The 25,567-nt window shown below is 63.9% G+C and carries 23 protein-coding genes; 16 read left to right on the top strand and 7 right to left on the bottom strand.

Annotated elements, in window-relative coordinates; all coding sequences use genetic code 11:
- Positions 1-27 precede the first annotated feature (27 nt).
- The 3 genes from FAX90_RS13870 to FAX90_RS13860 all read left to right on the top strand — a co-directional run bounded on the left by FAX90_RS13870 (position 28) and on the right by FAX90_RS13860 (position 2,341).
- Positions 28-666, top strand: coding sequence for a CPBP family intramembrane glutamic endopeptidase (locus FAX90_RS13870; RefSeq protein WP_144098017.1), 639 nt, complete (start codon positions 28-30; stop codon positions 664-666).
- Positions 667-712: 46 nt separating this feature from the next.
- Entirely contained in the window at positions 713-1,345 is a 633-nt protein-coding gene (locus tag FAX90_RS13865; protein WP_144098016.1) for a CPBP family intramembrane glutamic endopeptidase, read from the top strand.
- A gap of 69 nt (positions 1,346-1,414) precedes the next feature.
- Positions 1,415-2,341, top strand: coding sequence for an NAD(P)H-dependent flavin oxidoreductase (locus FAX90_RS13860; protein ID WP_144098015.1), 927 nt, complete (start codon positions 1,415-1,417; stop codon positions 2,339-2,341).
- On the opposite strand, the gene FAX90_RS13855 is transcribed toward FAX90_RS13860, so the two are convergent.
- The 3 genes from FAX90_RS13855 to murI all read right to left on the bottom strand — a co-directional run bounded on the left by FAX90_RS13855 (position 2,338) and on the right by murI (position 4,879).
- Positions 2,338-2,538: a hypothetical protein gene (locus tag FAX90_RS13855; RefSeq protein WP_144098014.1), complete on the bottom strand. Its 201-nt coding sequence runs from the start codon at positions 2,536-2,538 to the stop codon at positions 2,338-2,340. The genes FAX90_RS13860 and FAX90_RS13855 overlap by 4 nt on opposite strands.
- 4 nt (positions 2,539-2,542) lie before the next feature.
- Complete coding sequence (gene hemA, locus FAX90_RS13850; RefSeq protein ID WP_144098223.1) at positions 2,543-3,757, bottom strand: 5-aminolevulinate synthase; 1,215 nt, start codon at positions 3,755-3,757, stop codon at positions 2,543-2,545.
- Positions 3,758-4,048: 291 nt separating this feature from the next.
- The gene (murI, locus tag FAX90_RS13845; RefSeq protein WP_144098013.1) at positions 4,049-4,879 is read right to left on the bottom strand and encodes a glutamate racemase; all 831 of its coding nucleotides are present in this window, start codon (positions 4,877-4,879) and stop codon (positions 4,049-4,051) included.
- Positions 4,880-5,001: 122 nt separating this feature from the next.
- On the opposite strand from murI, the gene plsY reads away from it, so the two are divergent.
- The 5 genes from plsY (at position 5,002) to FAX90_RS13820 (ending at position 12,031) form a co-directional block, all read left to right on the top strand.
- The gene (gene plsY, locus FAX90_RS13840) at positions 5,002-5,595 is read left to right on the top strand and encodes a glycerol-3-phosphate 1-O-acyltransferase PlsY (RefSeq protein ID WP_240704920.1); all 594 of its coding nucleotides are present in this window, start codon (positions 5,002-5,004) and stop codon (positions 5,593-5,595) included.
- A gap of 10 nt (positions 5,596-5,605) precedes the next feature.
- On the top strand, positions 5,606-6,706 hold the full coding sequence (gene dprA, locus FAX90_RS13835; RefSeq protein WP_144098012.1) for a DNA-processing protein DprA: 1,101 nt from the start codon (positions 5,606-5,608) through the stop codon (positions 6,704-6,706).
- 111 nt (positions 6,707-6,817) lie between these two features.
- Positions 6,818-7,798: a hypothetical protein gene (locus FAX90_RS13830; protein ID WP_144098011.1), complete on the top strand. Its 981-nt coding sequence runs from the start codon at positions 6,818-6,820 to the stop codon at positions 7,796-7,798.
- 156 nt (positions 7,799-7,954) lie between these two features.
- On the top strand, positions 7,955-10,528 hold the full coding sequence (gene topA / locus FAX90_RS13825) for a type I DNA topoisomerase (RefSeq protein WP_144098010.1): 2,574 nt from the start codon (positions 7,955-7,957) through the stop codon (positions 10,526-10,528).
- A 72-nt stretch (positions 10,529-10,600) separates the two neighbouring features.
- Positions 10,601-12,031, top strand: a complete 1,431-nt coding sequence (locus FAX90_RS13820) for an MFS transporter (RefSeq protein WP_144098009.1) — start codon at positions 10,601-10,603, stop codon at positions 12,029-12,031.
- Between the two features lie 4 nt (positions 12,032-12,035).
- Here FAX90_RS13820 and era read toward each other — a convergent pair whose 3' ends face one another.
- The 3 genes from era to lepB are packed head-to-tail and all read right to left on the bottom strand — an operon-like array spanning position 12,036 to position 14,494.
- Positions 12,036-12,938 carry a GTPase Era gene (era, locus tag FAX90_RS13815; protein ID WP_144098008.1) on the bottom strand — a complete coding sequence of 301 codons (903 nt, stop codon included), beginning with the start codon at positions 12,936-12,938 and terminating at the stop codon, positions 12,036-12,038.
- Complete coding sequence (gene rnc, locus FAX90_RS13810; protein WP_144098007.1) at positions 12,931-13,602, bottom strand: ribonuclease III; 672 nt, start codon at positions 13,600-13,602, stop codon at positions 12,931-12,933. Before rnc ends, era begins: the two co-directional genes overlap by 8 nt.
- Before the next feature lie 7 nt (positions 13,603-13,609).
- Positions 13,610-14,494: a signal peptidase I gene (gene lepB / locus FAX90_RS13805; protein WP_144098006.1), complete on the bottom strand. Its 885-nt coding sequence runs from the start codon at positions 14,492-14,494 to the stop codon at positions 13,610-13,612.
- Between the two features lie 92 nt (positions 14,495-14,586).
- Here lepB and pgi point away from each other — a divergent pair, with 92 nt between their 5' ends.
- From pgi to FAX90_RS13790, 3 genes are all read left to right on the top strand, one after another.
- Entirely contained in the window at positions 14,587-16,119 is a 1,533-nt protein-coding gene (gene pgi / locus FAX90_RS13800; protein WP_144098005.1) for a glucose-6-phosphate isomerase, read from the top strand.
- A 111-nt stretch (positions 16,120-16,230) separates the two neighbouring features.
- Positions 16,231-17,577: a glutathione-disulfide reductase gene (gene gor, locus FAX90_RS13795; RefSeq protein WP_144098004.1), complete on the top strand. Its 1,347-nt coding sequence runs from the start codon at positions 16,231-16,233 to the stop codon at positions 17,575-17,577.
- Positions 17,574-18,590 carry a S66 peptidase family protein gene (locus FAX90_RS13790; RefSeq protein ID WP_144098003.1) on the top strand — a complete coding sequence of 339 codons (1,017 nt, stop codon included), beginning with the start codon at positions 17,574-17,576 and terminating at the stop codon, positions 18,588-18,590. Before gor ends, FAX90_RS13790 begins: the two co-directional genes overlap by 4 nt.
- 6 nt (positions 18,591-18,596) lie before the next feature.
- On the opposite strand, the gene FAX90_RS13785 is transcribed toward FAX90_RS13790, so the two are convergent.
- Entirely contained in the window at positions 18,597-20,000 is a 1,404-nt protein-coding gene (locus FAX90_RS13785) for a helix-turn-helix domain-containing protein (protein ID WP_144098002.1), read from the bottom strand.
- A 148-nt stretch (positions 20,001-20,148) separates the two neighbouring features.
- On the opposite strand from FAX90_RS13785, the gene FAX90_RS13780 reads away from it, so the two are divergent.
- From FAX90_RS13780 to scpA, 5 genes are read left to right on the top strand one after another with little or no spacing between them, the layout of a single operon-like run.
- Positions 20,149-21,681 (top strand): acyl-CoA carboxylase subunit beta, encoded by a 1,533-nt coding sequence (locus FAX90_RS13780; protein WP_144098001.1) that lies wholly within the window; start codon positions 20,149-20,151, stop codon positions 21,679-21,681.
- Positions 21,682-21,691: 10 nt separating this feature from the next.
- Positions 21,692-22,171 (top strand): OsmC family protein, encoded by a 480-nt coding sequence (locus FAX90_RS13775; RefSeq protein ID WP_144098000.1) that lies wholly within the window; start codon positions 21,692-21,694, stop codon positions 22,169-22,171.
- A complete protein-coding gene (mce, locus tag FAX90_RS13770; protein ID WP_144097999.1) occupies positions 22,168-22,608 on the top strand; it encodes a methylmalonyl-CoA epimerase in 441 nt (146 codons plus the stop codon). The genes FAX90_RS13775 and mce overlap by 4 nt, the downstream gene beginning before the upstream one ends.
- Positions 22,608-23,396, top strand: a complete 789-nt coding sequence (locus tag FAX90_RS13765) for an enoyl-CoA hydratase-related protein (protein WP_144097998.1) — start codon at positions 22,608-22,610, stop codon at positions 23,394-23,396. Before mce ends, FAX90_RS13765 begins: the two co-directional genes overlap by 1 nt.
- A 19-nt stretch (positions 23,397-23,415) precedes the next feature.
- The gene (gene scpA, locus FAX90_RS13760; RefSeq protein WP_144097997.1) at positions 23,416-25,560 is read left to right on the top strand and encodes a methylmalonyl-CoA mutase; all 2,145 of its coding nucleotides are present in this window, start codon (positions 23,416-23,418) and stop codon (positions 25,558-25,560) included.
- The last annotated feature ends 7 nt before the right edge of the window (positions 25,561-25,567 follow it).

Below are 25,567 nucleotides of genomic sequence, written 5' to 3'. Positions count from 1 at the left end.
AGCCTTGCCGCTTTAGGGACGATCGCCATGTCATCCAAAGCCACCAAGGCCACCGGCACGCTGATCGCGGCGATCGCCTGCCTGCTTCCGCTAGTCCCTGTGGCGCTGCAGCCCGGTTTCGGCGTATTCGCGTCCATCGCGCTGGCCGCCATCGGGCTGGTCTTCTTCAAAAGCGCGCGCGCGCCGACGCTGGCGATGGTCTGGAAGAACCGGGTCGTATCCATCCTCCTTGGCATCGCAGTGGGAGGCGGCATGGCCTGGGGTATCGCCAACTTCGTCCGCCCCTTCGTCGAACAACGGTTCGGTCAGGGCATCAGCATCGGCGGGCTGGAACAGACGGCGGGCAATCCGGCGATGTACGCCTTCGTCCTGCTGATCGCGCTGGGCAGTGCGGTGCTAGAGGAAGTCGTGTTCCGCGGCTATGTCATCGGCTGGGGCGCGAAGATTTTCGGCAAGGGTTTCGCACCCGTCATCATGCTGCTGTCGACTGCGGTCTTCGGTTATGCCCACATGGACTACGGCATGTCGGGGGCCATCGTTACCGGGTTTGCGGGGCTGGTGCTGGGCACGCTCTACCTGCTGTGCGGACGACGCCTGCTGCCGTGCATCGCCGCCCACATGACGTTCAACTTCATCGGTTCGACCGCGCTTTACTTGGCGACCTGATAGCCCGATGCTCGCAACCTGATCGAACGGGGGCAAGGGGCGATAGATGACCGCGAAGAATGAACGTATCGTCTGCGGATTGCTGATCGCAGGCGTTTTCCTTCCCGCACTGCTCCTGCCCGGTGCCGGTGCGCTGATTTCCGCCCTTGTCGTGGGCCTCGCGCTCATTCTCTTGTCGAACAGTCGCAAGCCGGTACTGGCGCTCGTCTGGCGCTCGGTTCCTGCCTCGATCCTGCTCGGCATGGCGGTGGGTGCGGTAACGGCGATCGGGTTCAGCCTGGGGGTCGAACCGCTCATCTCCGCCGTGACCGGAGAGCCTGTGGACCTGAGCGCGTTCGACGAAGTGAAGGGCAACCTTCCCAATTATCTCGTCATGTTGGCGTTAGGCCTGATCTTCGGCGGCATTTTCGAGGAAGTGATTTTCCGCGGCGCGGTGATCGGGTGGGGCAGCGCGGCGTTCGGCAAGCACATGGCATGGCCGCTCGCGATCCTGTCCGCTGTCGTTTTCGGCCTGACGCACTTTTACCAGGGGTGGTCAGGCGTGATCGCGACGGGGCTGATGGGGATGATCCTCGGCGCGCTCTACGTGCTGTGTTCGCGCAGGCTTCTGCCCTGCATCGCGGCGCACATGACGAACAACGCGATCGGTATCACCGCGATCTACCTCGGCATGGGGTAGCGTTCCGTAACGTTCTTGTGAGGGGCGGGGGGCGCTGCTAGCCACGGGCAAAACCGGGAGAAATTCACCATGTCGCTGCCGCCCCTGCTTGCCGATCGCCTGCGCCTTCCGGTCATCGCGGCGCCGATGTTCATCATCTCCCAGCCGGATATGGTCCTGGCCGAATGCCGGTCGGGCATCGTCGGCGCGTTCCCCTCGCTGAACGCGCGCGGCGAAGGCGTCTTCGAAAGCTGGCTGCAGCGGCTCAACGATGAACTGACCGATGACGATGCGCCGTTTGCGGTAAACCTGATCGTCCACCGCTCGAACGTGCGGCTGGAAGAAGACCTCGCGCTTTGCGTAAAGTACAAGGTGCCGATCGTGATCAGCTCCCTGGGGGCGAGAGAGGAAGTGAACGATGCGATCCATTCCTATGGCGGGATCGTCTTCCACGACGTGATCAACGATAAGTTCGCGCGCAAGGCGATCCAGAAGGGCGCAGACGGCCTTGTCGCGGTCGCCGCCGGGGCAGGGGGCCATGCCGGCACGCTGTCGCCCTTCGCGCTGATCCAGGAAATTCGCCAGTGGTTCGACGGGCCGCTGGCCCTGTCCGGTTCGATCGCGAATGGCGGCGCGATCCTGGCGGCGCAGGCCATGGGCGCCGATCTGGGCTATATCGGGTCCGCCCTGATCGCGACGGAAGAGGCTGTGGCGTCGGATGATTACAAGCAGATGGTCGTCGACAGCAGTGCCGAGGACATCATCTATTCCAACCTGTTTACGGGCGTTCTGGGCAATTACCTTCGCGGTTCGATCGTGAACGCGGGGATGGACCCCGACAACCTGCCGGAAAGCGATCCCTCGGCCATGGATTTCGGCAGCGCGAAGGCTTGGAAGGACATCTGGGGATGCGGGCAGGGTATCGGCGCGGTCGAAGCCGTTGTCCCGGTGGCGGAACGGATCGCGACGCTGAAGGCCCAGTACGGCGCGGCGCGCGAAAGGCTTTCGCTGACCTAGCGGAAGCTACGCGGCGATTCCCAAAGGTCCGGGTCGAACCACTGGCAGGTCATGTCCGGCCTCGCATCGGCAAGGCGCATGAAATTTTCCGTGCGGGCGGCAAAGCGGGCGCAGCGAAAGTCGGTGAGGTTCCGGCAATTGATGAGCGGTCCGAAGACCTTGTCCCGAAGGCGGGACTCATCCTCACCGTTGGACACCGTGTCAGGCGGCCAGCTTCATCTCCAGCCGTTCCCAGATTTCGAGAAGGGCGGCGACGAGTTCGGTCATCATGTCCCGGGTATGCGCAGGGCCAGGCGTGAAGCGCAGGCGTTCGGTCCCGCGCGGCACCGTTGGGAAATTGATCGGTTGAACATAGACGCCGTATTCGGCGAGCAGGATGTCGCTGATCTTCTTCGCCCGCACCGGATCGCCGACCATCAACGGCACGATGTGGGTGGTCGAATCCATCACCGGAAGGCCAGCATCGCGCATCGCCTGCTTCAGGAAAGCGGCAGAGGCCTGCTGGCCCTCACGCTCGACGCTGCTGGACTTCAGGTGCTTCACGCTGGCGAGGACACCCGCGACGAGCACCGGCGAAAGCGAAGTCGTGAAGATGAAGCCCGGCGCGTAGGAACGCACGCAGTCGATGATCTTCTGGTCGGCCGCGATGTATCCGCCCATCACGCCGAACGCCTTGCCCAGCGTGCCTTCGATGATGTCGATGCGGTCGGCGGCCTTGTCGCGTTCCGAAATGCCGCCGCCGCGTTCGCCGTACATGCCCACGGCATGGACTTCGTCGATGTAGGTCAGCGCGTTATACTTGTCGGCAAGGTCGCAGATCGCGTGGATCGGGGCGACGTCGCCGTCCATGGAATAGACGCTTTCGAACGCGATCAGCTTGGGAACGTCCGGATCTTCGGCGACCAGCAGTTCTTCGAGGTGTTCAAGATCGTTGTGGCGCCACACGCGCTTTTCACAGCCCGAATTGCGGATGCCCGCGATCATCGAGGCGTGGTTCAGTTCGTCCGAAAAGATCACGCAGCCCGGCAGCAGCTTGCCCAGCGTGGTCAGCGTTGTGTCGTTCGAGACATAGCCCGACGTGAACAGCAGCGCGCCTTCCTTGCCGTGAAGGTCGGCCAGCTCGTGCTCAAGCTCGACGTGGTAGTGCGTGTTGCCACCGATGTTGCGCGTACCGCCAGACCCTGCGCCGACGTCGTGAAGCGCCTCTTCCATCGCCTCGATCACCTTGGGATGCTGACCCATGGCGAGATAGTCATTGGAACACCACACGGTGATCGGCTTCGGCCCATTGTGGCCGGCGAAACAACGTGCGTTGGGATATGCGCCCTTGTTGCGCAGGATGTCGATGAAGACGCGGTAGCGGCCTTCGGTATGGAGGCGCTCGATGGCCTGATCGAAAACCTGGTCGTAATTCACTGTCGCGCTTCCGTTATCCTGCGAATGGTCAGCGGCGCAGCGGTGCTTGACACGGTCGATGACCGTCAGCCCGTTCCGTCCATCGCGCCCATAGTCCATCGAGCCTCTCCTTGCAAAAACTTTGGCCGATCCGTGCCAAAAGTCGTCGCCCCCGCGTGACCATGTTGCCAAAGGTTGGCCGTCATCCGGGGCCCCCTCGGCACGGATGACGACCGGTCACCGCTATGATCGGGATCAGGATAGGCCGTCCTTGCGTCAGGTCAAATTGGCCCAAAGAACGATGCGAAATTTTTAGAGAATCTCGATTTCTTCGATCCCGCGCCGTGCCAGTGCGTCCTTCAGGCCGGACAGACCCGGCTCGTCACGCGTGAAGACGGCGCGGTCGGGACGGCTTCGGGCAAAGGGCTGGCCTTCGGTCAGCGCGGCGATGCGGCGGGCAATCCCCTCGGCCCCGTCGATCAGGCGGACTTCGGGGCCGAAAGCCTTCTGCAGTTCTTCCGACAAGAGCGGGAAGTGCGTGCAGGCAAGGACCAGTACGTCGATCCGTTTGCCGCTGGCCATCATCATCAGACGATCGGCGGCCTCAACGATCGCAGAGCGGTTCACCGGTTCGCCGCGCAGCTTCGCTTCCGCCGCCGCGACAAGGTCGGGTGCGGCAAGGCGCAGCAAGGTCGTGCCCTGGGCGAATTCGGCCTCGAGATTGTCGACGTATTCCTGGCGGATCGTCGCTTCGGTTCCGATCAGGCCGATGGTGCCGGTCTGCGTGATTTTCGCCGCGGGCTTGATCGCGGGGACGGTGCCGACGATCGGGATGTGCAGGACCTCGCGCACCATGCCCAGCGCGATCGTGCTGGCCGTGTTGCACGCGATACAGGCAAGGCGCGGGCGATAGCGTTCGGCCATGCGGCCCAGAAGGCCCGCAACGCGCGCGGCGATCTCAGCCTCGCTCTTGCTGCCATAGGGCAAGCCCGCATTATCGGCGGCGTAGATGATCGGCGCATCGGGCAATACCTTGCGCACCGCGTCCAGGACCGAAAGCCCGCCGACCCCCGAATCGAAAATCAGCAGGGGGGCATCGGGGGCAGGCGCTTGCGTTTCGCGTTCCATCTCGCGAAAGGCCATGCGCGATGGCGTGCCACCTTGGCAAGCCGACCCTGTGGCTTGTGCCCGAAACTGACGGACGCTAGCGTCGCTGTCACGAATGATGCCGGCCCTTCGCGCCGGTAGAGAGGATAACCGTTCAAGTGTCTGCAACCGCGCTGCTTTCGGTCCTGATCCTGGGCTATGTGCTCGGCTCGATCCCGTTCGGGGTGATCCTTGTTCGCATGGCGGGCGCGGGCGATCTGCACCAGATCGGATCGGGCGGGACAGGGGCGACCAATGTTCTTCGCACCGGGCGCAAGGGGCTGGCGGCCGCGACATTGCTGCTGGACCTGTTGAAAGGCTTGCTGGTCGTGTTCCTCGCCCGGTCGTTCTGGCCGGGGCTAGAGGCGATTGCCGGTGTCGCGGCCATCGTCGGGCATTGCTATCCAATCTGGCTGCGGTTCAAGGGCGGCAAGGGCGTGGCGACGTTGATGGGTGTTGCGCTTGGCCTCGCATGGCCGGTCGGCCTGGTATTCGCGGTCGTCTGGATCGGGGTTCTGGCGCTGACCCGCATATCATCTGCGGGGGGGATGTGCGCGGCCTTTGCAGCGCCGATCGCGGCGCAGGTTCTGGGCTATCAGCTCTATGCCCCGGCGCTTGCCGCAATGGCGCTGGTGGTCCTGTGGCGGCACCGCGACAATATCCGCCGCCTGCTTGCGGGCAAGGAGCCGCGCATCGGCAGCAAGAAGGACTGATCGCACTTCGATGAGCCTGACTCAGGAAGAGGCTTTCGCCCGCATCCGCCTGTTGCGCTCGCCCAACGTGGGGCCGGTGACATTCCGCCAGCTCTTGCAGCGTTTCGGAAATGCCGTCGCCGCGCTCGAAGCGTTGCCAGACATGGCGGCGCGGGGCGGACGGCGGATGAGCGTGGCGCACGCCGATCGTATCCGCGAAGAGATCGCGGCCGTGCGCAGCGCGGGCGCGCGTTACCTGTTTCACGACGATCCTGCCTATCCCGCGCTCTTGCGCCAGGCCCCGTCCGCACCGCCCATCGTGACATATCGCGGCGCTGTGGACCTGCTCGCCCGTCCTGCAGTGGCGATTGTCGGCGCGCGCAATGCCAGCGCGGCGGCGATGAAGCTGGCCCGCCAGTTCGGCGAAGCGCTGGCCGATGCGGGCAAACTGGTGGTGTCGGGTCTTGCCCGCGGCATCGACGGCGCCGCGCATGAAGGCGCCTTGTCCGGCGGGGCGACCGCGGCGGTGATCGCGGGCGGGATCGACGTGGCCTATCCGCCCCAGCACGCCGAACTGCAGGAGCGGATCGCGAACGAAGGCGTGCTGATTGCCGAACAGCCGCCGGGGACCGAGCCACAAGCGCGCCACTTTCCGAGCCGCAACCGCATCATCGCGGGGTTGAGCGCGGGGACACTGGTGGTCGAGGCAGCGCCGAAGTCCGGCAGCCTCATCACCGCGCGGCTTGCCGGCGAAGCGGGGCGCGAGGTCATGGCCATTCCGGGCAATCCGCTCGACGGACGTGCGCGCGGCTGCAACCAGCTGATCCGCGACGGGGCAATCCTGGTGCAAACGCCCGAGGACGTCATCGAACTGATCGAGGACTTTACCGGACAGCCGCGCTCCACCTTTCACGAGGATCGGACCGAGTTCGCCCAGTTCGAGCCGATGGACCCGGCCGATCAGGCCCCTGCCGACATCGAGAGCCTGCTTTCTTCCGCCCCGGTGCCGGTGGACGACATCGTGCGGGCAAGCGGCGAAAGTCCGGCTGCGGTGCAACTGGCCCTGCTCGAACTGGAACTGGCCGGGCGGCTGACCCGTCATGCCGGCGGGCGCGTGTCTCTGGGTGCCTGATCGCCAGACATTACCTTCGTTGTAATGTTTTGACCCGCAGTTCTCATTTGCCTCTGGAGAAGCCAGGTCGATACGTTTCCTTCGGTTAAATCCATTGGTTCTGGGGGGAATATGACATTTTTCAGGAAGATGCTGCTGGCGATCGTGCTGGCATTCGGCCTTGCGGCGCAGCCAGCCATGGCCGGCAAGGGCCCCGTCAAGGTCAGCAAGGGTAGCGATGCTGCTGGAACGCAGCAGGTGGTCATCGGGCAATTCACGCTTGGCGTCATGGTGGAGCGCAAGGACACGTCAAAGGCGCGCGGCGGCATCTTTGGCGGCGGCTCCGGCGGCAAGTCGACTGGCCTGGGTACTTTGCAAGGGTACGATCCTGCGCAATTCCAGGTAGTGGCTGATGCGGCCTATGCCGATTTCGTCAAGCAGTTGGAGGCATCCGGCTTTACCGTTCTCGATCGCGCCAATCTGGCCGCGATGGAAGCTTATCAGAAGCTGGCGCCCGTCGATTCGACCAAGGAAGTTACGGTAAAGTCGCTGGTCGCCGAAAAGGCCAAGGTGCTGTTCTACGGTGCCGACGGTACGGGCGCCGCGCGGATCATGCCCGGCGACTATCCGGCCGGCGGCTTTGGCGGCTTCGGCTCGGCCATGTCCGGTTACAAGGCGACTGCGGCCATCAACGAATATGTGAAATCGACCGGGGTGCGCGTGGTGAACGTGATCTACTATCTCGACTTTGCCGAAGTCGAGAAGCGTCGCAGCATGTCTACATCCAGCATCGGAATGCAGGGCGTGCTGGCCGTGGCCGAAAACGGATCGAAGCTGACTTTGTTCACCGGCAAGAACACGCCGACGACCATCACCTTGAATGAGCCGGTCGGCGTCGAGGGCGATTTCTTCGCTCAGGAAAATGCGATGGGCGACGGAGAGAAAGTCGCGCGCGGTGCGATGAAGGCGTTGAACGTGCTTGGCGGCATGGGCTGGAACGGCATGAAGAAGCGGAACTTCATCCCACAAGAAGGCGCCTATCCGGAAGGTGCGACCGATGCCGCGATCGCGGCCAACACGGTTCTGGTCGGCGAACTGGCAGCCCTGCGCTAAGTTCTATCACCGGCTTTACGAAACGAGGACCCGGCCGTGACATCACGGTCGGGTCTTGGTTTATCTGCTTGACGGTCCTAGGGGGCGGTTCCCAAATTCGCGCGTACACGTGTAAGCGGGTGCGTCACCGCGTCCGCCCCCTCTCGGGATATTTGAATGCAGCTTGTTATCGTCGAGTCGCCCGCAAAGGCGAAGACAATCGAAAAATACCTCGGCTCGGACTTCAAGGTCCTGGCCAGTTACGGCCACGTCCGCGACCTGCCGCCCAAGGACGGCTCGGTCCGCCCGGACGAGGGCTTTGCCATGGATTGGGAGCTTTACGGCGACAAGCAGAAGCAGGTCCGCGCGATCACCGACGCCGCCAAGCAGGCCGATCGCCTGATCCTCGCGACCGACCCTGACCGCGAGGGAGAGGCGATTTCTTGGCACGTGCAGGAGCTTCTGGCCAAGCGCAAGGCGCTGCCCAAGGACGTGTCGCGCGTCACCTTCAACGCCATCACCAAGAAGGCGGTGACCGACGCGATGGCCGCTCCGCGAGAGCTGGACCGCGACCTGATCGATGCGTACCTCGCGCGCCGCGCGCTGGACTATCTGTTCGGCTTTACCCTCTCGCCGGTCCTGTGGCGCAAGCTGCCGGGCGCGAAATCGGCGGGCCGCGTCCAGTCGGTCGCCCTGCGCCTGATTGTCGAGCGTGAGCGCGAGATCGAAGCGTTCAAGCCGCAGGAATACTGGAACATCCTGGCAAAGCTTGAGCATGACGGCACCGCGTTCGACGCGCGCCTGGTCAAGTTCGAGGGCAACAAGCTGGACCGCCTCTCGCTTGGCGAAGAAGGCATCGCGATGCGGGCGAAGAAGGCGGTCGAGGACGGCCTCTTCACGGTTGAGAACGTCGAGACCAAGCCGCAGCGCCGCAATCCCGCCCCGCCGTTCACGACATCGACCCTGCAACAGGAAGCCGCGCGCAAGCTCGGCTATTCGGCCAGCCACACGATGCGGCTTGCCCAGGGGCTCTACGAACAGGGCGCGATCACTTATATGCGTACCGACGGCGTCCAGATGGACCCCGGTGCGATCAGCGATGCGCGCAAGGCGATTTCGGACCGCTTCAGCGGGCACTACCTTCCCGAAAAGCCGCGCCATTACCAGACCAAGGCCAAGAATGCGCAGGAAGCGCACGAGGCGATCCGGCCAACCGACTTCACCCGCGACCGCGCGGGGCAGGGCGATGCGGCCAAGCTCTACGACCTTATCTACAAGCGCGCGATGGCCAGCCAGATGGCATCGGCCGCGCTGGAACGCACGACCGTCACTATGCGCGACGGCACCGGCAGCCACGAACTGCGCGCGACCGGGCAGGTCGTGAAGTTCCCCGGTTTCCTTGCGGTGTACGAAGAGGGGCTCGACCAGAAGAGCGACGACGATGACGACGGTCTGCTGCCCTTCATGAAGGCAGGCGACCGCCCGGCGAAGAAGGGCGTCGAAGCGACCCAGCATTTCACCCAGCCCCCGCCGCGCTTCTCCGAAGCCAGCCTTGTGAAGCGGATGGAGGAACTGGGCATCGGGCGTCCATCGACTTATGCCTCTGTCATCCAGGTCCTTAAGGATCGCAATTACGTCCGCACGGAGAAAAACCGTTTCTTCGCAGAGGATTCGGGCCGTCTCCTGACGTCGTTTCTCGAACGCTTTTTCGAGCGTTACGTCGCCTACGACTTTACCGCCGGCATGGAGGAAGAGCTTGACGACGTGTCGGGCGGGCGTGCCGACTGGCAGGCCGTGCTCGACGCGTTCTGGCGCGACTTCAAGCCCAAGTCCGACGAGGTCATGGAGCACAAACCGTCCGAAGTGATGGAGCAGCTCGACACATTCCTTTCGGACTATCTCTTCCCGCCCAAGGAAGACGGCACCGATCCGCGCGCCTGCCCGCTTTGCGCCGATGCAGGTAGGGAGGGTGGCAAGCTGTCGCTGCGCGGCAGCCGGAACGGGCCGTTCATCGGCTGCTCGAACTATCCGGAATGTAAGTACACGCGCGGCTTCGGCCAGCCGGGTGCCGATGGCGAAGAAGGCGGCGACGGCGTGGTTGGGCAGCACCCTGAAACGGGTGAGGACATCGTCCGCAAGACCGGCCGTTTCGGCCCCTACATCCAGATGGGTGAAGGCAAGGAAGCGGCCCGCGCGTCGATCCCCAAGGACATTCCCGAACTCGACCTCGAATGGGCGGTCAAGCTCCTCTCGCTGCCGCGCATCGTGGGAGAGCATCCCGAGACCGGCCAAGAGATCGAGGCCAACATCGGACGCTATGGCCCCTACCTGCGCCACGACGGCAAGTACGCGAAGCTGACCAGCACGGCGGACGTGTTCGACACCGGCATGAACGCGGCCGTGACCCTCTTGGCTGAGGCGCAGAACCGCGGCGGGCGCGGCGCGCGGGCCAAGGCCGAACCGCTCAAGACTTTCGGCAACCACCCGGAAAGCGGCGGCGAGATGAAGCTGCTGGCCGGACGCTATGGCCCCTATGTCACCGACGGATCGACCAACGCCACGATCCCGCGCGACATGAAGCCCGAAGACGTGACCGAGGAAGACGCGGTTCGCCTGATCACCGAACGCGCGGCCAAGGGCGGTACGAAGAAGAAAAAGAAGAAAGCGGCCAAGAAAAAGGCACCTGCAAAGAAGAAGGCGGCAGCCAAGAAAAAGGCGCCCGCCAAGGACGCTGCCAAGGACGCTGAATGATCGTGACGTGGCGCGGGATACCGCCGGTGTCTCGGGCGTTGTCCGGCCATGTTGCAGATGCGAAGTGATACGATGAACACTGGTTCGCCGGAACCGGAGGCCGATGGTTCGGCGGCGCCGGACGGCAATGCCGGCCTTCCCATGCCGCGCCGGTTCTACGCGATTGCGGCGATATCCTTCGGTCTCTCGCTGCTCGTCATCGACGGGCAGATCGCCAATGTCGCCTTGCCGACGCTTTCGCGCGAACTGGGCATTGCCGAAGGGGCGATCACCAGCGTCGTCACGATCTACCAGCTTGTCATGGTCATGGGCCTGCTTCCGCTGGCCAGCCTTGGCGACAGGATCGGGCACCGCAAGCTCTATCAGATCGGGCAGCTGGTGTTCTGCGTCGCGTCCGCGCTGTGCTTTTTCGTCGACAGTTTCGCCACGCTCCTCATCGTGCGGGCGATACAGGCATTCGGCGCGTCGATGGCGATGGCCGTCAACGTCGCGCTGGTACGCGCGATCTACCCGGAAAAGTCGCTGGGAGCGGGGCTTGGTTTCAATTCGATCGTCGTCGCGTCCTCCGCCGCTCTCGCGCCGACACTGGGCGGGTATATCATTGCCAATTTCCCTTGGCAGAGCGTGTTTTACGTGGCCGCGCCGCTTGCGGTGATCTCGCTCCTGCTGGGCCGCGCGCTACCCGATCCGCAGCCGCGCGAAGGCAAAACCGACTGGACCGGCGGTTTGTGGAGCGCACTGACCATGGCGCTACTCATCGGCGGTCTGCAGCTGGCGAGCCATGAGAGCATGCGTACCGTTGGCATCGCCACGATTATCGCTGGCGGTGTATCGGCGTGGCTGCTGGTCCGGCGGGAGAGCAAGCGGGATCGACCCATTGTTCCGGTCGACCTGTTGAAGATGCCGGTCATCGGTCTTTCGGCGCTGGCCGCCGTTGCCGTTTTCCTGTCCGCCGGGGCGCTGATGATTTCGCTGCCGTTCCGGCTGGAACAGGGCATGGGCTATTCGCCCGATCAGGTCGGGCTGTTGCTGCTTCCGTTCCCTCTTACCCTGCTGTTCGTCTCGCCCACGGCGGGCTGGCTTTCGGACCGTGTCGCGGCGAGCAAGCTCGGCGTGCCGGGCCTCATCGTTGCGATCATCGGCCTTGTCCTGCTGGCGATCCTGCCCAACGATGCGGGGCCGTGGAACATCGCCTGGCGGCTTTCGATCACCGCGATGGGTTTCGGTTTCTTCCTCGCGCCCAATTCACGGCTTGCCATCGGGAATGCCCCGATGAGCCGGTCTGCCGCGGCAGGGGGCATCCTGTCGACCTCGCGCCTGCTGGGTCAGGCGACGGCGGCGGCTGTGGTGGGCCTGTTGCTCGGCCTTGGGCTGGGGCTGGGGCCGGTGCCGTTCTATGTGTCGATCGGCTTTGCCATCCTGGCCGCGGCCTGCACGATGTTCCGCTTCAATACGGTAACCGCCGCACAGGCCCGGCAGAGCGAGGCGAACGTCCCGCTCTAGCTGCTTACTTCACCCAGTCGAGGCCGAGCACTTCGTAAAATTCGCGGTTCTCGGCCCAGTTCTCCTCCACCTTCACGTGGAGGAACAGGTGGACCTTCTGACCCAGCAGTTCGCTCAATTCCTGGCGTGCGGCTTCGCCGATGGCCTTGATGCGCGATCCGCCCTTGCCGAGCACGATGGCCTTTTGCGTATCGCGGCCGACGACTATCTGCTGGCGGATCTCGACCGAGCCGTCATCGTTCTGGCGATAGGCCTCGGGCCGGACGGCGCTGTCATAGGGGAGCTCCTCGCGAAGCTGGCGGTAAAGCTGTTCGCGAGTGATCTCGGCGGCCAGCAAACGCTCCGACGCGTCTGAAACCTGGTCTTCGGGGTAAAGCCACGGACCTACGGGCATCATTTCGCCCAGTCGCGCTTTCAGCTCGGGCACGCCGTCGCCGGTCATGGCGGAGACGAAGAAGACCTCGTCGAAATCCGCTTTCTCGTTCAGGTCCTGCGCCAGCAGCAGCAGCGCGTCCTTTTTCGAGATGTCGACCTTGTTCAGGACAAGCAGCTTGCGTTCCTTGCGGTTAGCCAGCGTTTCGAGAAGCGGTTCCAGTTCGTGACGGCGCAGCTTCACGCTATCGACGACGAGCAGGATCGCATCGGCCGCCTCTGCGCCTTCCCAGGCGGCGGACACCATCGCGCGGTCGAGCCGGCGGCGCGGGGCAAAGATGCCGGGCGTGTCGGCCAGAACGATCTGCGTTTCGTTCAGAAGCGCAACGCCCAGAAGGCGCGCACGGGTGGTCTGCGCCTTGGGGCTGGTGATCGCCACCTTCTGCCCGACGAGCGCGTTGACCAGCGTCGATTTGCCCGCGTTGGGGGCGCCGATGACGGCGACGACGCCGCAATGTGTCTGTTCTTCAGCCATGTTTTTCCAGAAATGCCGATGCGGCCGACGTTTCGGCCTGTTGCTTGGAATCGCCTTCGCCGGTCGCATCGCCCACGCCCCGCACGCTGACACGCACGGTGAAGCGAGAGGCATGGTCGGGACCGGAACGGTCGAGCAGTTCGTATTCGGGCGGTTTGCGGCGGTTGCCGGCGGCCCATTCCTGCAAGGCGGACTTGGGATGTTTCTTGCGCCCGGCGCGCCCTTCGACCGCATCGCCGAACCAGTTGCGTACCAGTGCGCGGGCGACTTCGAACCCGTGATCCAGCTGGCAGGCGCCGATCAGGGATTCGATCATGTCGCCAAGAATATTGTCGCTGTCCAGACCGCCGTCGGCGCGGGCCTGCTTGCCAAGGCGCATGTGCGCGGACAGCCCGATTTCCCGCGCGACAAGGGCACAGGACTGGCGGCTGACAAGCGCGTTGAGGCGCTGCGACAGCTTGCCCTCGGCATCCTCTGCGCGTTCGTAGAGCCATTCGGCAATCGCCAGCCCCAGGACGCGGTCGCCCAGGAATTCCAGCCGCTGATAGTCGAAATCCTCGCCGGTGCTGCCATGGGTCAGCGCCGCGATCCACAGGCGCTCATCCTTGGCCGGATGCCCGGTTTGCGCCGCGATCCAGTCCGTCGTTTCGGGTGACAGTGTCATGGCCGGATCAGAACGTCGTGCCCAGCCGGTCCCAGCGCGCGGCGGTGAACCAGGTCCAGGGAAGCAGCCATTGTGCCGAACCGTCGGTCGACCACATCATGATTTCGGCCCGTCCGACGAGGTTTTCCATCGGCACCATGCCGACACCGCCGCCGACTTCGGCGGGAAAGCGGCTGTCTTCGGAATTGTCGCGGTTGTCGCCCATCATGAAGACGTGCCCTGCCGGGACGGTGAATACTTGTGTCGTGTCCTGCGGCGTGATGGCGATATCGAGCACTTCGTAACTGCGCCCTTCGGGCAGCGTCTCGACATAGCGGGGATAGCGGCAGAAGCCCTGTCCGGCCGCGTCCACTTCCTCGAAATCGGTGCGCGCGCAGGGCGAGGGGCGGCCTTCGAGAGCGGCGGCATCGATCATGTTCTGCGTGATCGGCAGGACGAAGTCGTCGATCTTGCGCTTCGCCACTTCGTCGCCGTTGATGTAAAGCGTGCCGTCGCGCATCTGGATCTGGTCGCCCGGCAGGCCGATGACCCGCTTGATATAGTCCACCTCCGCCGTCGGCGGCGCCTTGAACACGGCGATGTCGCCGCGTTCCGGATCCGATGCGAAGATGCGGCCCCCCGGTATCAGCGGCAGGTTGAACGGCATCGAATAGCGCGTGTAGCCATAGGGCCATTTCGCGGCCAGCAGGTAGTCCCCGATCAAGAGGCGCGGCAGCATCGATTCCGACGGGATCGAGAACGGCGAGAATATGAAGCTGCGAAAGATGAAGACGACGATCGCCAGCTTCAACAGGAAGACGACGAAGCTGTCCTCCTTCTTTTCCTTTTTCGCGGGTGCGGTGCCGGCATCTGCGCCGTCAACGTCTTTCCCTTTGCCGAATTTCAAACGCATTCGAGGTGTTTCATCCATGCCCACTGGTAAGCCTGCGCGGCATAGGGCAGTAACCGGGTGTTGCAAAGCAAAACGAAGGAACCACTCCCCCGATGACCGATACCGCTGCTTGCTGGACTGCCCTTGAAAATGCGCCGACCGCGACGTTGAAGGATCTGTTCGCTGCCGACGCGGACCGCGTGGGCAGGTATTCGGCGACTTTGGCGGTGCCCGGATCGGATATTCTGTTCGACTGGTCCAAGACGCATTTGTCCGACGATCTGGTCGCCGGGTTCGAGGCTTTGGCCAGTGCCGCCGGTTTCGATACCGCGCGCGAGACGATGCTGAACGGCGGCATGGCCAATCCGACCGAGGGGCGCGCCGCCGAACATACCGCGCAGCGCGGCATGGGCGCGGATGAAAGCGTGGCGGAGGCGGATGCCTTTCACATGCGGATGCGCGGTCTGGTGGAGGCGATCCACGGGGGCGTGTTCGGACCCGTAAAGCACCTGATCCACATCGGCATCGGCGGTTCCGCGCTTGGCCCCGCGCTTGCCATTGACGCGCTGGCCCGGCCCACGGCGGAATGGCGCGCGCCGGTCGACGTGCACGTCGTATCCAACATCGACGGCAACGCACTGGAAGCCGCGTTCGAGGCTTGCGATCCGGCGACGACGATGATCGCGGTGGCGTCCAAGACCTTCACCACGATAGAGACGATGACCAACGCGGCCAGCGCCATCCAGTGGCTGGAGGAATCGGGCGTGGCCGACGCCTATGGCAAGGTCGTCGCGCTGACTGCCAGCCCGGATAAGGCGGTTGAATGGGGCGTTGACGAAACGCGCGTCCTGCCGTTTTCGGAAAGCGTGGGCGGGCGGTATTCGCTCTGGTCCTCGATCGGGTTTCCGGTCGCCATCGCGCTAGGCTGGGACGGTTTTGCCGAATTCCTCGAAGGGGCCGCCGCTGTCGACCGCCATTTTGCCGATGCCGATGGCTTCGCCAACCTGCCCCTGCGCGCCGCCTTCGTCGACCTGATGTACGTGCAGCTGCGCGGCTGCCAGACCCGAGCGGTTTTCGCCTATGACGAACGGCTGGCCCTGTTTCCCGACTATCTTCAACAGCTGGAGATGGAATCGAACGGCAAGTCCGTCCTTGCCGACGGTTCGCCGCTTGGCCGGCAAAGCGCGCCGATCACCTGGGGCGGGGTGGGCACCGATGCGCAGCACGCGGTGTTCCAGCTGCTGCACCAGGGCACGGTCGAAGTGCCGGTGGACTTCATCGCGGTAAAGCAGCCGGGCCATGACCTTGACCCCGAACATCACGCCATCCTGCTGACCAACTGTTTCGCGCAGGGCGCGGCGCTGATGGCGGGCAAGGACAGCGACGACGGTGCGCGCGCCTATCCGGGCAATCGCCCTTCGGCCACGATCCTGTGCGAGAAGATGGACCCCGCGACACTGGGCGCGCTGATCGCGTTTCACGAACATCGCACTTTTGCCAATGCGGTTCTTCTGGGCATCAACCCCTTCGACCAGTTCGGGGTAGAGCTTGGCAAGCAGATCGCCAACCAGATCGCGGCCGGAGAGGGCGAGGGTTTCGACCCCAGCACCGAGGCGTTGCTGAAGACTGCAGGCCTGAAGGACTGACGCACAAGGGGCGCGCAACCCGCGCCCTTAACCTCCAGCGTATGCGCGTTAACGCATTGCGATCGGACGACCCGTTCCTATGTGTGTGAACGGTTCGGACCAGGAGACCCCATGGCAGATTTTGACTACGACCTTTTCGTTATCGGTGCAGGCTCCGGGGGCGTGCGCGCCGCCCGTGTCGCGGCCTCACACGGCGCGAAGGTGGCCATTGCCGAGGAATATCGCATCGGCGGGACTTGCGTGATCCGCGGCTGCGTGCCCAAGAAGCTGCTCGTCTATGGCAGCCATTTCGCCGAAGACCTGGAAGATGCGGAAAATTACGGCTGGTCTTTCGAAAATCCGCAGTTCGACTGGAATCGCCTGCGCGATCACGTGATGGGCGATGTCGATCGGTTGAACGGTCTTTACGAAAAAACGCTCGAAAGCCACGGGGTGGAGCGGATCATGGAACGCGCCGTGGTGAGCGGAAGCAATACCGTGAAGCTGGCATCGGGCCGGGAAGTCAGCGCGAAATACATACTCGTCGCCGTGGGTGGCTGGCCGTTCGTCCCGGAATTCGAAGGGTCGGAGCATTGCATCACTTCGAACGAGGTGTTCCATCTCGACGAATTGCCCAAGCGTGTCGTGATTGCAGGGGCAGGCTACATCGCGCTCGAATTCGCGGGAATCCTCAATGCGCTGGGCTGCCACGTGACGGTCGTGAACCGTTCGGCGGTGATCCTGCGCGGCTATGACGAGAGCCTTCGCGACCGACTTCTGCAGATCACGATGAGCCGCGGGATCGAGTACAAGTTCCACTGCCCGTTCCAGAAGGTTGAGAAACGCGACGACGGCGCGTTCGATGTCCATCTTGAAGGACAGGACGTGCTGGTCGCCGACAAGGTCCTTGTCGCCACGGGCCGCCGCCCCAACACCGATGGTCTCGGTCTTGAAAGCGCCGGTGTCGAACTGGGCGAGAAGGGCGAGATCGTGGTCGACGAATATTCGAAGACCAGCTGCGACAGCATCTATGCCGTGGGCGACGTTACCGACCGTATCCAGCTGACCCCGATCGCCATCCGCGAAGGTCAGGCTTTTGCCGATACCGTCTTCGGCGACAAGCCGACGAAGGTGGACTACGACTGCGTGCCCAGCGCCGTGTTCTCTCAGCCGCCGCTGGCCAGTGTCGGCATGACCGAGGGTGAGGCGCGCAACACTTATGGCAACATCAAGGTCTATTCCTCGGACTTCCGCGCGATGAAGAACATCTTCGCCCGGCGGCAGGAACGCGGCCTTTACAAGCTGATCGTCGAAGTTCCGAGCGAGAAAGTCGTAGGTCTGCACATGATCGGGCCCGAAGCGCCCGAAATCCTGCAGGCGGCCGCCATCGCGGTAAAGGCGGGCCTGACCAAGCAGGACTTCGACAATACCGTGGCCCTGCATCCCAGCATGGCCGAGGAACTGGTGCTGATGCGGTGACCACGCGGCGTGCGGCGCTGGCGGGACTGGGCGCGGCCGCGGGGCTTGCGCTTGGCCCTGCGCCGGTCGCCGCGCGCAAGCGGGCGCGAAAACCGCCGCGCCTTCGCGAAGGGGACGTCGTCGGGTTGGTCGAACCGGCCGGTTATACCTCGGGGCCGGAGGTCTTGGCCCGTGTGCGACATACCGTCGAAGGCATGGGTCTGGTGCCACGCATCGGCGACCATGTCGGGGCGCGATACGGCTATCTTGCCGGGACCGATGATGAGCGCGCGGCTGATATCAACGCCATGTTTGCCGACGACGACGTCCGCGCCGTTTTCGCGGTTCGGGGCGGCTGGGGTTCGGCCCGCATTCTGGATCGGCTCGACTGGGACCTGATCCGGCGCAATCCCAAACTTCTGGTCGGTTTCAGCGACGTGACCGGCCTGCACATGGCCTTTGCGGCAAAGGCCCAATACCCGACGATCAGCGCGCCCAACCTGTCGAGCAGCTGGCTGAAACGCAGTTGGGAAAGCTTCTGGTGGCTTGCCTTTGCCGGGGCCGCCCCGGTGCTGGGCGGGGCGCGGCAGGATCTTCCGATCCCCTTTGCCACCATCGCGCCGGGCAAGGCGCGGGGCAAGATGCTGGGCGGAAACCTCACCGTGCTGACCGCGCTGGTCGGCACCGGTTGGCTGCCCGACTTCGATGGCGCGATCCTTTTTCTGGAGGACGTGGGAGAGGCCGAGTACCGGATCGACCGCATGATGAGCCAGCTTTCGCTTTCGGGCATATTGGGCAAGCTGTCCGGCCTGGTCTTCGGCCAGTGTACCCGCTGCGCCACCGATGAGCCGGACTATGCAGGCTTCACCGTGCCCGACGTCGTGCGCCAATGGGTCGAACCGCTTGGCATTCCGGCATTCCTTGGCGCGAACATTGGCCATATCCGGGATCAGTTGAGCATCCCGCTTGGCGTCGAGGTCGAAATCGACGCAGACGCCGGGACGATCGCGGTGCTCGAACCCGTCGTCGCCTGAACCCGCTTACCCGATGGAATAGGGCACGACCCCGCGTTCGTTGCGGTCGACCACGATCGCGCGGTCGCCGGGCGGAAAGGCGCGTTGATCGCAATTTTCGCGCGGGCAGATGCGGCAACTGGTCCCGATTGGCGTCGCCGCCGACCGCGCGGCCAGGTCCAGCCCATCGGCATAGATGAAGCTAGCGGCATGTTCGGCCTCGCACCCCAGCGCCACGGCATAGCGGCGGGGTGGGCGGGCAAAGCTGCCCGATGGCTTCACCAATCCCTTGGCCATGGAGACATAGCGGACCCCGTCGGGCATTTCGGCCAGCTGGGTCAGGATGCGGTCGGGGATGGCGACGGCCTCGTGCACGATCCACAACGGGCAGGCCCCGCCAAATCGCGCGAACTGCAGGCGCGTGGCCGAATGGCGCTTGGTGATGTTGCCCGCCATGTCGACCCGGCAGAAAAAGAAAGGGATGCCGCGTTCTTCGGGGCGCTGCAGGGTCGATAACCGGTGGCACGCCTGTTCGAAACTGACCGAGAAGCGGCGGGTCAGCCGGTCGATATCATGTCGTTCCGCCAGCGCAGCTTCGCGAAAGGCGGCATAGGGCATCAGCAGCGCGCCGGCGGTATAGTTGGCAAGCCCCATCGCCAGCAATTGCCGCGCCGCCTGCGTCGCGAGTCCCGAAGTTTCGACCACTTGCCCGATCTCGCTTTCCAGCGCGATGGCGACGATCTGGTGGGCAAGCTGGAACCGGCGGGTCTCGGCTGGCTGCGCGCTGTCGAGCACGATGCGGTTTCCGTCCAACTTGCGCAGCGTAGTGCCGTCGCCTTCCACCACGCCTAGGCCCAGTGCATTCTGTCCGAACCGTTCCAGCGCATAAGTGCCGGGCGAGGGCGCATCGCCCGAAAGCCGGGCGGCAAGCCGTTCTGCCGCGCGGTCCAGCGTGTCGATGTAATTGCCCGCGTCGTGGAACCAGTCGCGCACTTCTTCCCATGGCAGGCGCGCGGCGCTGTCCGTGCCTGCGCCCAGCGCCTCGTCCAGGATCTGCAGCCGTTCGCCCGCATCGCGGTAGGCACGGTGGAGCGAGACGAACCGTTCAGCCAGGTGCGGCAATTGCCGGACGGCACGTGTGGCCAATGCCTCGTCCAGCGGTTCGGTAAAGATGGGGTCCGACGCGGCCTGCAGCAGCGCCTCTGCCCGTGCATCGGAACTTTCACCGCCGATTTCGTCCCGCTCCATCCCGAAGCGGCGGGTCAGTGTCGCAAGGATCGGCGCGGTCAGCGGGCGGTCGTCGTTCTCGATCTGCGAAAGGTAGGAAACCGAGATCGACAGCGCCTTGGCCATCTGGGCCTGCTTCATGCCATGACGTTCGCGCAGGGCGCGTACGGACTGGCCAGCGAAGATGCGATGTGGTTTGCTCATGACCAGAACGTCTTATCGGCCCTGCGAAGTTTTGCAAAACCTCTTGTCGTGATTTTGCAAATTTGCATTGGACTTGCCCGCCCAAGGGCCGGATAGGCGCAGTTCGTCATGTGAGGCCGCGCCCGCGGCCCGAAGGGAGCCCGACCGGATGTCCGCCAATATCGCCGAAGTCGAACGTCGCCGCGCCGCAGCCAAGCTGGGTGGCGGTCAGAAGCGCATCGATGCCCAGCATGCCAAGGGCCGCCTGACCGCGCGCGAACGCCTCGAAGTGCTGCTCGACGAGGATAGCTTCGAAGAAATCGACATGTACGTAGAACACAACTGCGTCGATTTCGGCATGGCCGAACAGCATATTCCCGGCGACGGTGTCGTCACCGGTTCGGGCACGATCAACGGCCGTCTCGTCTATGTCTTTAGCCAGGATTTCACCGTGTTCGGCGGTTCGCTGTCGGAACGTCACGCGGAAAAGATCTGCAAGGTGATGGACGCGGCGATGAAGGTCGGCGCACCGGTCATCGGTCTCAACGATTCGGGCGGTGCCCGCATCCAGGAAGGCGTCGCCTCGCTCGGCGGCTATGCCGAGGTGTTCCAGCGCAATGTCCTGGCATCGGGCGTCATCCCGCAGCTTTCGCTCATCATGGGGCCCTGTGCTGGCGGGGCGGTCTATTCGCCCTCGATGACCGACTTCATCTTCATGGTCGAAGACAGCTCCTACATGTTCGTCACCGGCCCCGAAGTGGTGAAGACGGTCACCAATGAAGTCGTGACGCAGGAAGAGCTTGGCGGCGCGTCCACTCACACGGTGAAGTCGGGCGTGGCCGACCTTGCCTGCGAAAACGACATCGTCGCGCTACTTCGCGCGCGCGATTTCATGGACTTTCTGCCCGCCTCCAACCGTGAAGACGTACCCGAACGCCCGACGAGCGATCCGTGGGACCGGTTCGAGGAAAGCCTCGACACGATCATCCCGGCATCGGCCAACCAGCCCTACGACATGCACGAAGTCATCCGTAAAACGGTGGACGAGGGCGAGTTCTTCGAAATCCAGCCCAGGCACGCGGCGAACATCATTTGCGGTTTCGGCCGTATCGAAGGGCGCTCCGTGGGCATCGTCGCGAACCAGCCGATGGTGCTGGCCGGCGTGCTCGACATCGATTCCTCGAAAAAGGCCGCGCGCTTCGTGCGGTTCTGCGATGCCTTCAACATCCCGATCCTGACTTTCGTGGACGTTCCCGGCTTCCTGCCCGGCACCGATCAGGAGCATAACGGCATCATCAAGCACGGCGCGAAGCTGTTGTTCGCCTATGCCGAAGCGACCGTCCCGAAGATCACCGTCATCACGCGCAAGGCCTATGGCGGCGCCTATGACGTCATGGCGTCGAAGCACCTTCGCGGCGACCTCAACTATGCCTGGCCAACCGCGGAAATCGCGGTGATGGGCGCAAAGGGCGCGGTTGAGATCATCTTCCGCCAGGATCGCGACAACCCGGAAAAGATCGCCGAGAAGACCAAGGAATACGAAGACCGCTTCGCCAATCCCTTCGTTGCGGCGAGCAAGGGCTTCATCGACGAGGTCATCATGCCGCATTCCACGCGGCGGCGCATCGCGCTGGGCCTGCGCAAGCTTCGCGGCAAGGAGCTGGCGAACCCGTGGAAGAAGCACGACAACATCCCGCTCTGAGGATATCGCGATGGGCGAATACACGGCAAAGGTGCGCTGGCAGATCGGTGAGGGCGAGGTGTTCACCACCAATCGCTACAACCGCCGACACGAATGGCACTTCGACGGCGGCGCGGTCGTGGCCGGTTGCGCTGCGCCCGGATATCTGCCGCCCGAACTGATCGACGAAAGCGCGGTTGACCCCGAAGAGGCGCTGCTGGCCTCTGCGGCGAGCTGTCACATGCTCTATTTCCTTGCCTACGCCGCGAAGGCGGGTTTTTCCATCGATCGGTACGAAGACAATCCCGTCGGCCGCGTGGAAAAGAACGAGGCGGGCGATCCGTGGGTCGCGACCATCGCGATGCGGCCCTGTGCCACGTTCGTCGGCGACAACCGGCCTTCGGCGGACCAGATCGACGACCTGCACCACCGTGCGCACAAATCCTGTATCATCGCGAACTCGCTGAAGAGCGAGATGACGATAGAGCCCGTATTCGGAGAGGCTGCATGAAACTGGGACGCATGAACCACCTGGGCTACGCGGTGCCCGACATGGATGCTGCCATCGCGCACTACCGCGACGTCATGGGGGCCGCGGTCATCACCGAACCTTTCGACTTGCCCGAACAGGGCGTGAAGGTCTGTTTCGTGAATACGCCCGGCCTTGACGGAACCGAAGGGACACAGGTCGAACTGTTGAGCCCGCTGGATGAAAATTCGCCGGTGGCAGGCTTCATCGCGAAGAACCCGCTGGGCGGCCAGCATCACGTCTGTTTCGAAGTGCCCGACATCGCGGCGGCGCGCGAATATTTCGAAGGAATCGGCAAACGCATCCTGGGTCCCACACGCATCGGGGCGCACGGAACGCCGATCTTCTTCGTCCATCCCAAGGACATGCTGGGCATGCTGACCGAGATCATGGAAACGCCGAAGGACGGGGCGCACTGATGGCCTATCAATTCATCACTGCCGAGACCGCGGATTACGTCACCACGCTGAAACTGGCGCGGTCCGACAAGATGAACGCGATCACGCCCAACGTGTTCGACGAACTTTCCGACGCGATCGACGCTGCGCTTGCTTCGGGCACGCGCGCTTTCGTGCTGTCGGGCGAGGGACGAGCGTTCTGTTCCGGCGCGGACCTGATGCCCGATGGCGCGGGTTATGATGGCCTGCCCGATGACCTCGGCCAGATCATCGAAGACCATTACAACCCCTTTACGCGCAAGCTGATGGACCTGCCGGTTCCGCTCGTTACCGCGATCAACGGTCCGGCCGTGGGTGCGGGGCTTAGCCTTGCGCTGTGCGGGGACATCGCGGTCATGGCCAAGGGCGCCTATCTCCTGCTCGCCTTCGTCAACATCGGGCTTGTCCCCGATGCGGGCGCTACCTGGCTGGTCGCGTCCAGCGTGGGCCGCCAGCGCGCGATGAAGATGGCGCTGATGGGCGAGAAGATTTCGGCGGAAGAGGCACTTTCCATGGGCCTCGTTGCCGAACTGGCCGACGACGATACGACACTTGCCCGCGCGCAGGAAATCGCGGGCCGTCTGGCCAAGGGACCGTCGAAGGCCATCGGCCTTATCCGCCGCCAGGTTAATGCAGCCGTCGAGCAAGGCCTGTCGCAGACGCTCGAGATCGAGCGCGACAACCAGCGCGTCGCTGGCTTTACCGAAGATTTCAAGGAAGCGATCGCCGCGTTCGGCGAAAAGCGCAAACCCCAATTCAAGGGCCGCTGAGCCCTTTCAAGGACCGGACATGACCGACAAGACCGTCAAAGACTGGGAAGCCCTTGCCGACAAGGAAGTGAAGGGTCGCGACCTGACCTGGCACACGCCCGAAGGCATCGATGTAAAGCCGCTTTATACCGAGGCCGATGTCGAGGGGTGGGACCCGGGCCTGCCCGGTTTCGCCCCGTTCACGCGCGGGGTTAAGGCGTCGATGTACGCGGGCCGTCCCTGGACGATCCGCCAGTATGCCGGTTTCTCGACCGCAGAGGAATCGAACGCCTTTTATCGCCGCAACCTTGCCGCCGGGCAAAAGGGACTGTCGGTCGCGTTCGACCTTGCGACCCACCGCGGTTACGATTCCGATCACCCGCGTGTTGTCGGCGACGTCGGCAAGGCGGGTGTCGCGATCGATTCCGTCGAGGACATGAAGATCCTCTTCGATCAGATTCCGCTCGACCAGATGAGCGTGTCGATGACGATGAACGGCGCGGTCATCCCATGCCTTGCCTTCTATATCATCGCGGCCGAGGAACAGGGCGTTTCCCCCGACCAGCTGACCGGGACCATTCAGAACGACATTCTGAAGGAGTTCATGGTCCGCAATACCTACATCTATCCGCCCGAACCCAGCATGCGGATCATTTCGGACATCTTCGCATATACCGCGGATAACATGCCGAAATTCAACAGCATTTCCATTTCCGGCTACCACATGCAGGAAGCCGGTGCGACGCAGGTGCAGGAACTGGCCTTCACCATCGCCGACGGTATGGAATACGTGAAGTATGGCGTGGCCAGCGGGCTCGACATCGACAAGTTTGCAGGGCGCCTGTCGTTCTTCTTCGCCATCGGCATGAACTTCTTCATGGAGATCGCGAAGCTTCGTGCCGCCCGCACCCTTTGGCACCGCGCGATGACGCAGCTTGGCGCGCAGTCGGAACGGTCCAAGATGCTGCGCACCCACTGCCAGACCAGCGGTGTCTCGCTGACCGAGCAGGACCCCTACAACAACGTCATGCGCACCACGATCGAGGCGATGGCCGCGATGCTGGGCGGGACGCAGTCGCTGCACACCAACGCGCTGGACGAAGCCATCGCGCTTCCCACCGACTTCTCGGCCCGCATCGCGCGCAACACGCAGATCGTGATCCAGGAAGAAACGGGCATGACCAACGTGGTCGACCCACTGGGCGGTTCCTATTACGTCGAGGCGCTGACCAAGGCGCTGGTCGACGAGGCGTGGGAAATCATCGAGCGTGTCGAGCGTGAAGGCGGCATGGCCAAGGCGGTCGCCGCCGGCTGGCCCAAGGCGATGATCGAGGAAGCCGCTGCTGGTCGTCAGGCCCGCGTCGACAGGGGCGAAGATGTCATCGTCGGCGTGAACAAGTTCCGCCTGAAGGACGAGGACCCGATCGAGACGCTGGACATCGACAACACTGCCGTCCGCCAGTCCCAGATCGCCCGGCTCGAAAAGATGCGTGCGACCCGCGACGAGGCGAAATGCCAGGCCGCACTCGATGCCCTGCGCGAAGGAGCGAAGGGCAATGGCAACCTGCTCGCGCTTGCCGTCGATGCCGCCCGCGAACGCGCCAGCCTTGGCGAGATTTCGGACGCGATGGAGGCCGCCTTCGGTCGCTACGACACGATGCCGCGCCCGGTGAAGGGCGTTTACGGCGCCGCCTATGCCGGTGACGACCGCTATCAGGCTGTCGTCGACGGCGTCGAAGCCGTCGCCCGCCGTCTTGCCCGCACGCCCAGGGTGATGATCGCCAAGATGGGCCAGGACGGCCATGATCGCGGCGCGAACGTCATCGCCTCGGCCTTTGCCGACATGGGCTTCGACGTGGTTTCCGGCCCTCTGTTCCAGACCCCTGCCGAAACGCGGGACATGGCGCTGGAAAACGGCGTGGACCTGATCGGTGCATCGTCGCTTGCCGCCGGTCACAAGACGCTGATCCCCGAACTGATCAACCTGCTGAAGGAAGCGGGCCGGGCGGACATCAAGGTTACCGCAGGCGGCGTCATTCCGCCCAGCGACTACCAGTTCCTGCGCGATGCGGGGGTTCAGGGCATCTACGGCCCGGGCTCAAACGTGGTCGAAGCAGCCGCCGACGTGCTGCGCCTGCTTGGCCACAACATGCCGCCCGCCGACCTCGACGAAGCGGCGGAGTAAGACGAAC

This window comes from Croceicoccus sediminis (assembly GCF_007570835.1).
Taxonomy (GTDB): domain Bacteria; phylum Pseudomonadota; class Alphaproteobacteria; order Sphingomonadales; family Sphingomonadaceae; genus Croceicoccus; species Croceicoccus sediminis.
This window is presented reverse-complemented; position numbering and strand designations above follow the sequence as displayed.

Bases quoted from the DNA above. Each gene is read 5' to 3' on its own strand.
- FAX90_RS13870 (WP_144098017.1), top strand. From the start codon at position 28: ATGTCATCCAAAGCCACCAAGGCCACCGGCACGCTGATCGCGGCGATC.
- FAX90_RS13865 (WP_144098016.1), top strand. From the start codon at position 713: ATGACCGCGAAGAATGAACGTATCGTCTGCGGATTGCTGATCGCAGGC.
- FAX90_RS13860 (WP_144098015.1), top strand. From the start codon at position 1,415: ATGTCGCTGCCGCCCCTGCTTGCCGATCGCCTGCGCCTTCCGGTCATC.
- murI (WP_144098013.1), bottom strand. From the start codon at position 4,879: ATGGCCTTTCGCGAGATGGAACGCGAAACGCAAGCGCCTGCCCCCGAT.
- dprA (WP_144098012.1), top strand. From the start codon at position 5,606: ATGAGCCTGACTCAGGAAGAGGCTTTCGCCCGCATCCGCCTGTTGCGC.
- FAX90_RS13830 (WP_144098011.1), top strand. From the start codon at position 6,818: ATGACATTTTTCAGGAAGATGCTGCTGGCGATCGTGCTGGCATTCGGC.
- topA (WP_144098010.1), top strand. From the start codon at position 7,955: ATGCAGCTTGTTATCGTCGAGTCGCCCGCAAAGGCGAAGACAATCGAA.
- FAX90_RS13820 (WP_144098009.1), top strand. From the start codon at position 10,601: ATGAACACTGGTTCGCCGGAACCGGAGGCCGATGGTTCGGCGGCGCCG.
- era (WP_144098008.1), bottom strand. From the start codon at position 12,938: ATGGCTGAAGAACAGACACATTGCGGCGTCGTCGCCGTCATCGGCGCC.
- rnc (WP_144098007.1), bottom strand. From the start codon at position 13,602: ATGACACTGTCACCCGAAACGACGGACTGGATCGCGGCGCAAACCGGG.
- lepB (WP_144098006.1), bottom strand. From the start codon at position 14,494: ATGCGTTTGAAATTCGGCAAAGGGAAAGACGTTGACGGCGCAGATGCC.
- pgi (WP_144098005.1), top strand. From the start codon at position 14,587: ATGACCGATACCGCTGCTTGCTGGACTGCCCTTGAAAATGCGCCGACC.
- gor (WP_144098004.1), top strand. From the start codon at position 16,231: ATGGCAGATTTTGACTACGACCTTTTCGTTATCGGTGCAGGCTCCGGG.
- FAX90_RS13785 (WP_144098002.1), bottom strand. From the start codon at position 20,000: ATGAGCAAACCACATCGCATCTTCGCTGGCCAGTCCGTACGCGCCCTG.
- FAX90_RS13780 (WP_144098001.1), top strand. From the start codon at position 20,149: ATGTCCGCCAATATCGCCGAAGTCGAACGTCGCCGCGCCGCAGCCAAG.
- FAX90_RS13775 (WP_144098000.1), top strand. From the start codon at position 21,692: ATGGGCGAATACACGGCAAAGGTGCGCTGGCAGATCGGTGAGGGCGAG.
- mce (WP_144097999.1), top strand. From the start codon at position 22,168: ATGAAACTGGGACGCATGAACCACCTGGGCTACGCGGTGCCCGACATG.
- FAX90_RS13765 (WP_144097998.1), top strand. From the start codon at position 22,608: ATGGCCTATCAATTCATCACTGCCGAGACCGCGGATTACGTCACCACG.
- scpA (WP_144097997.1), top strand. From the start codon at position 23,416: ATGACCGACAAGACCGTCAAAGACTGGGAAGCCCTTGCCGACAAGGAA.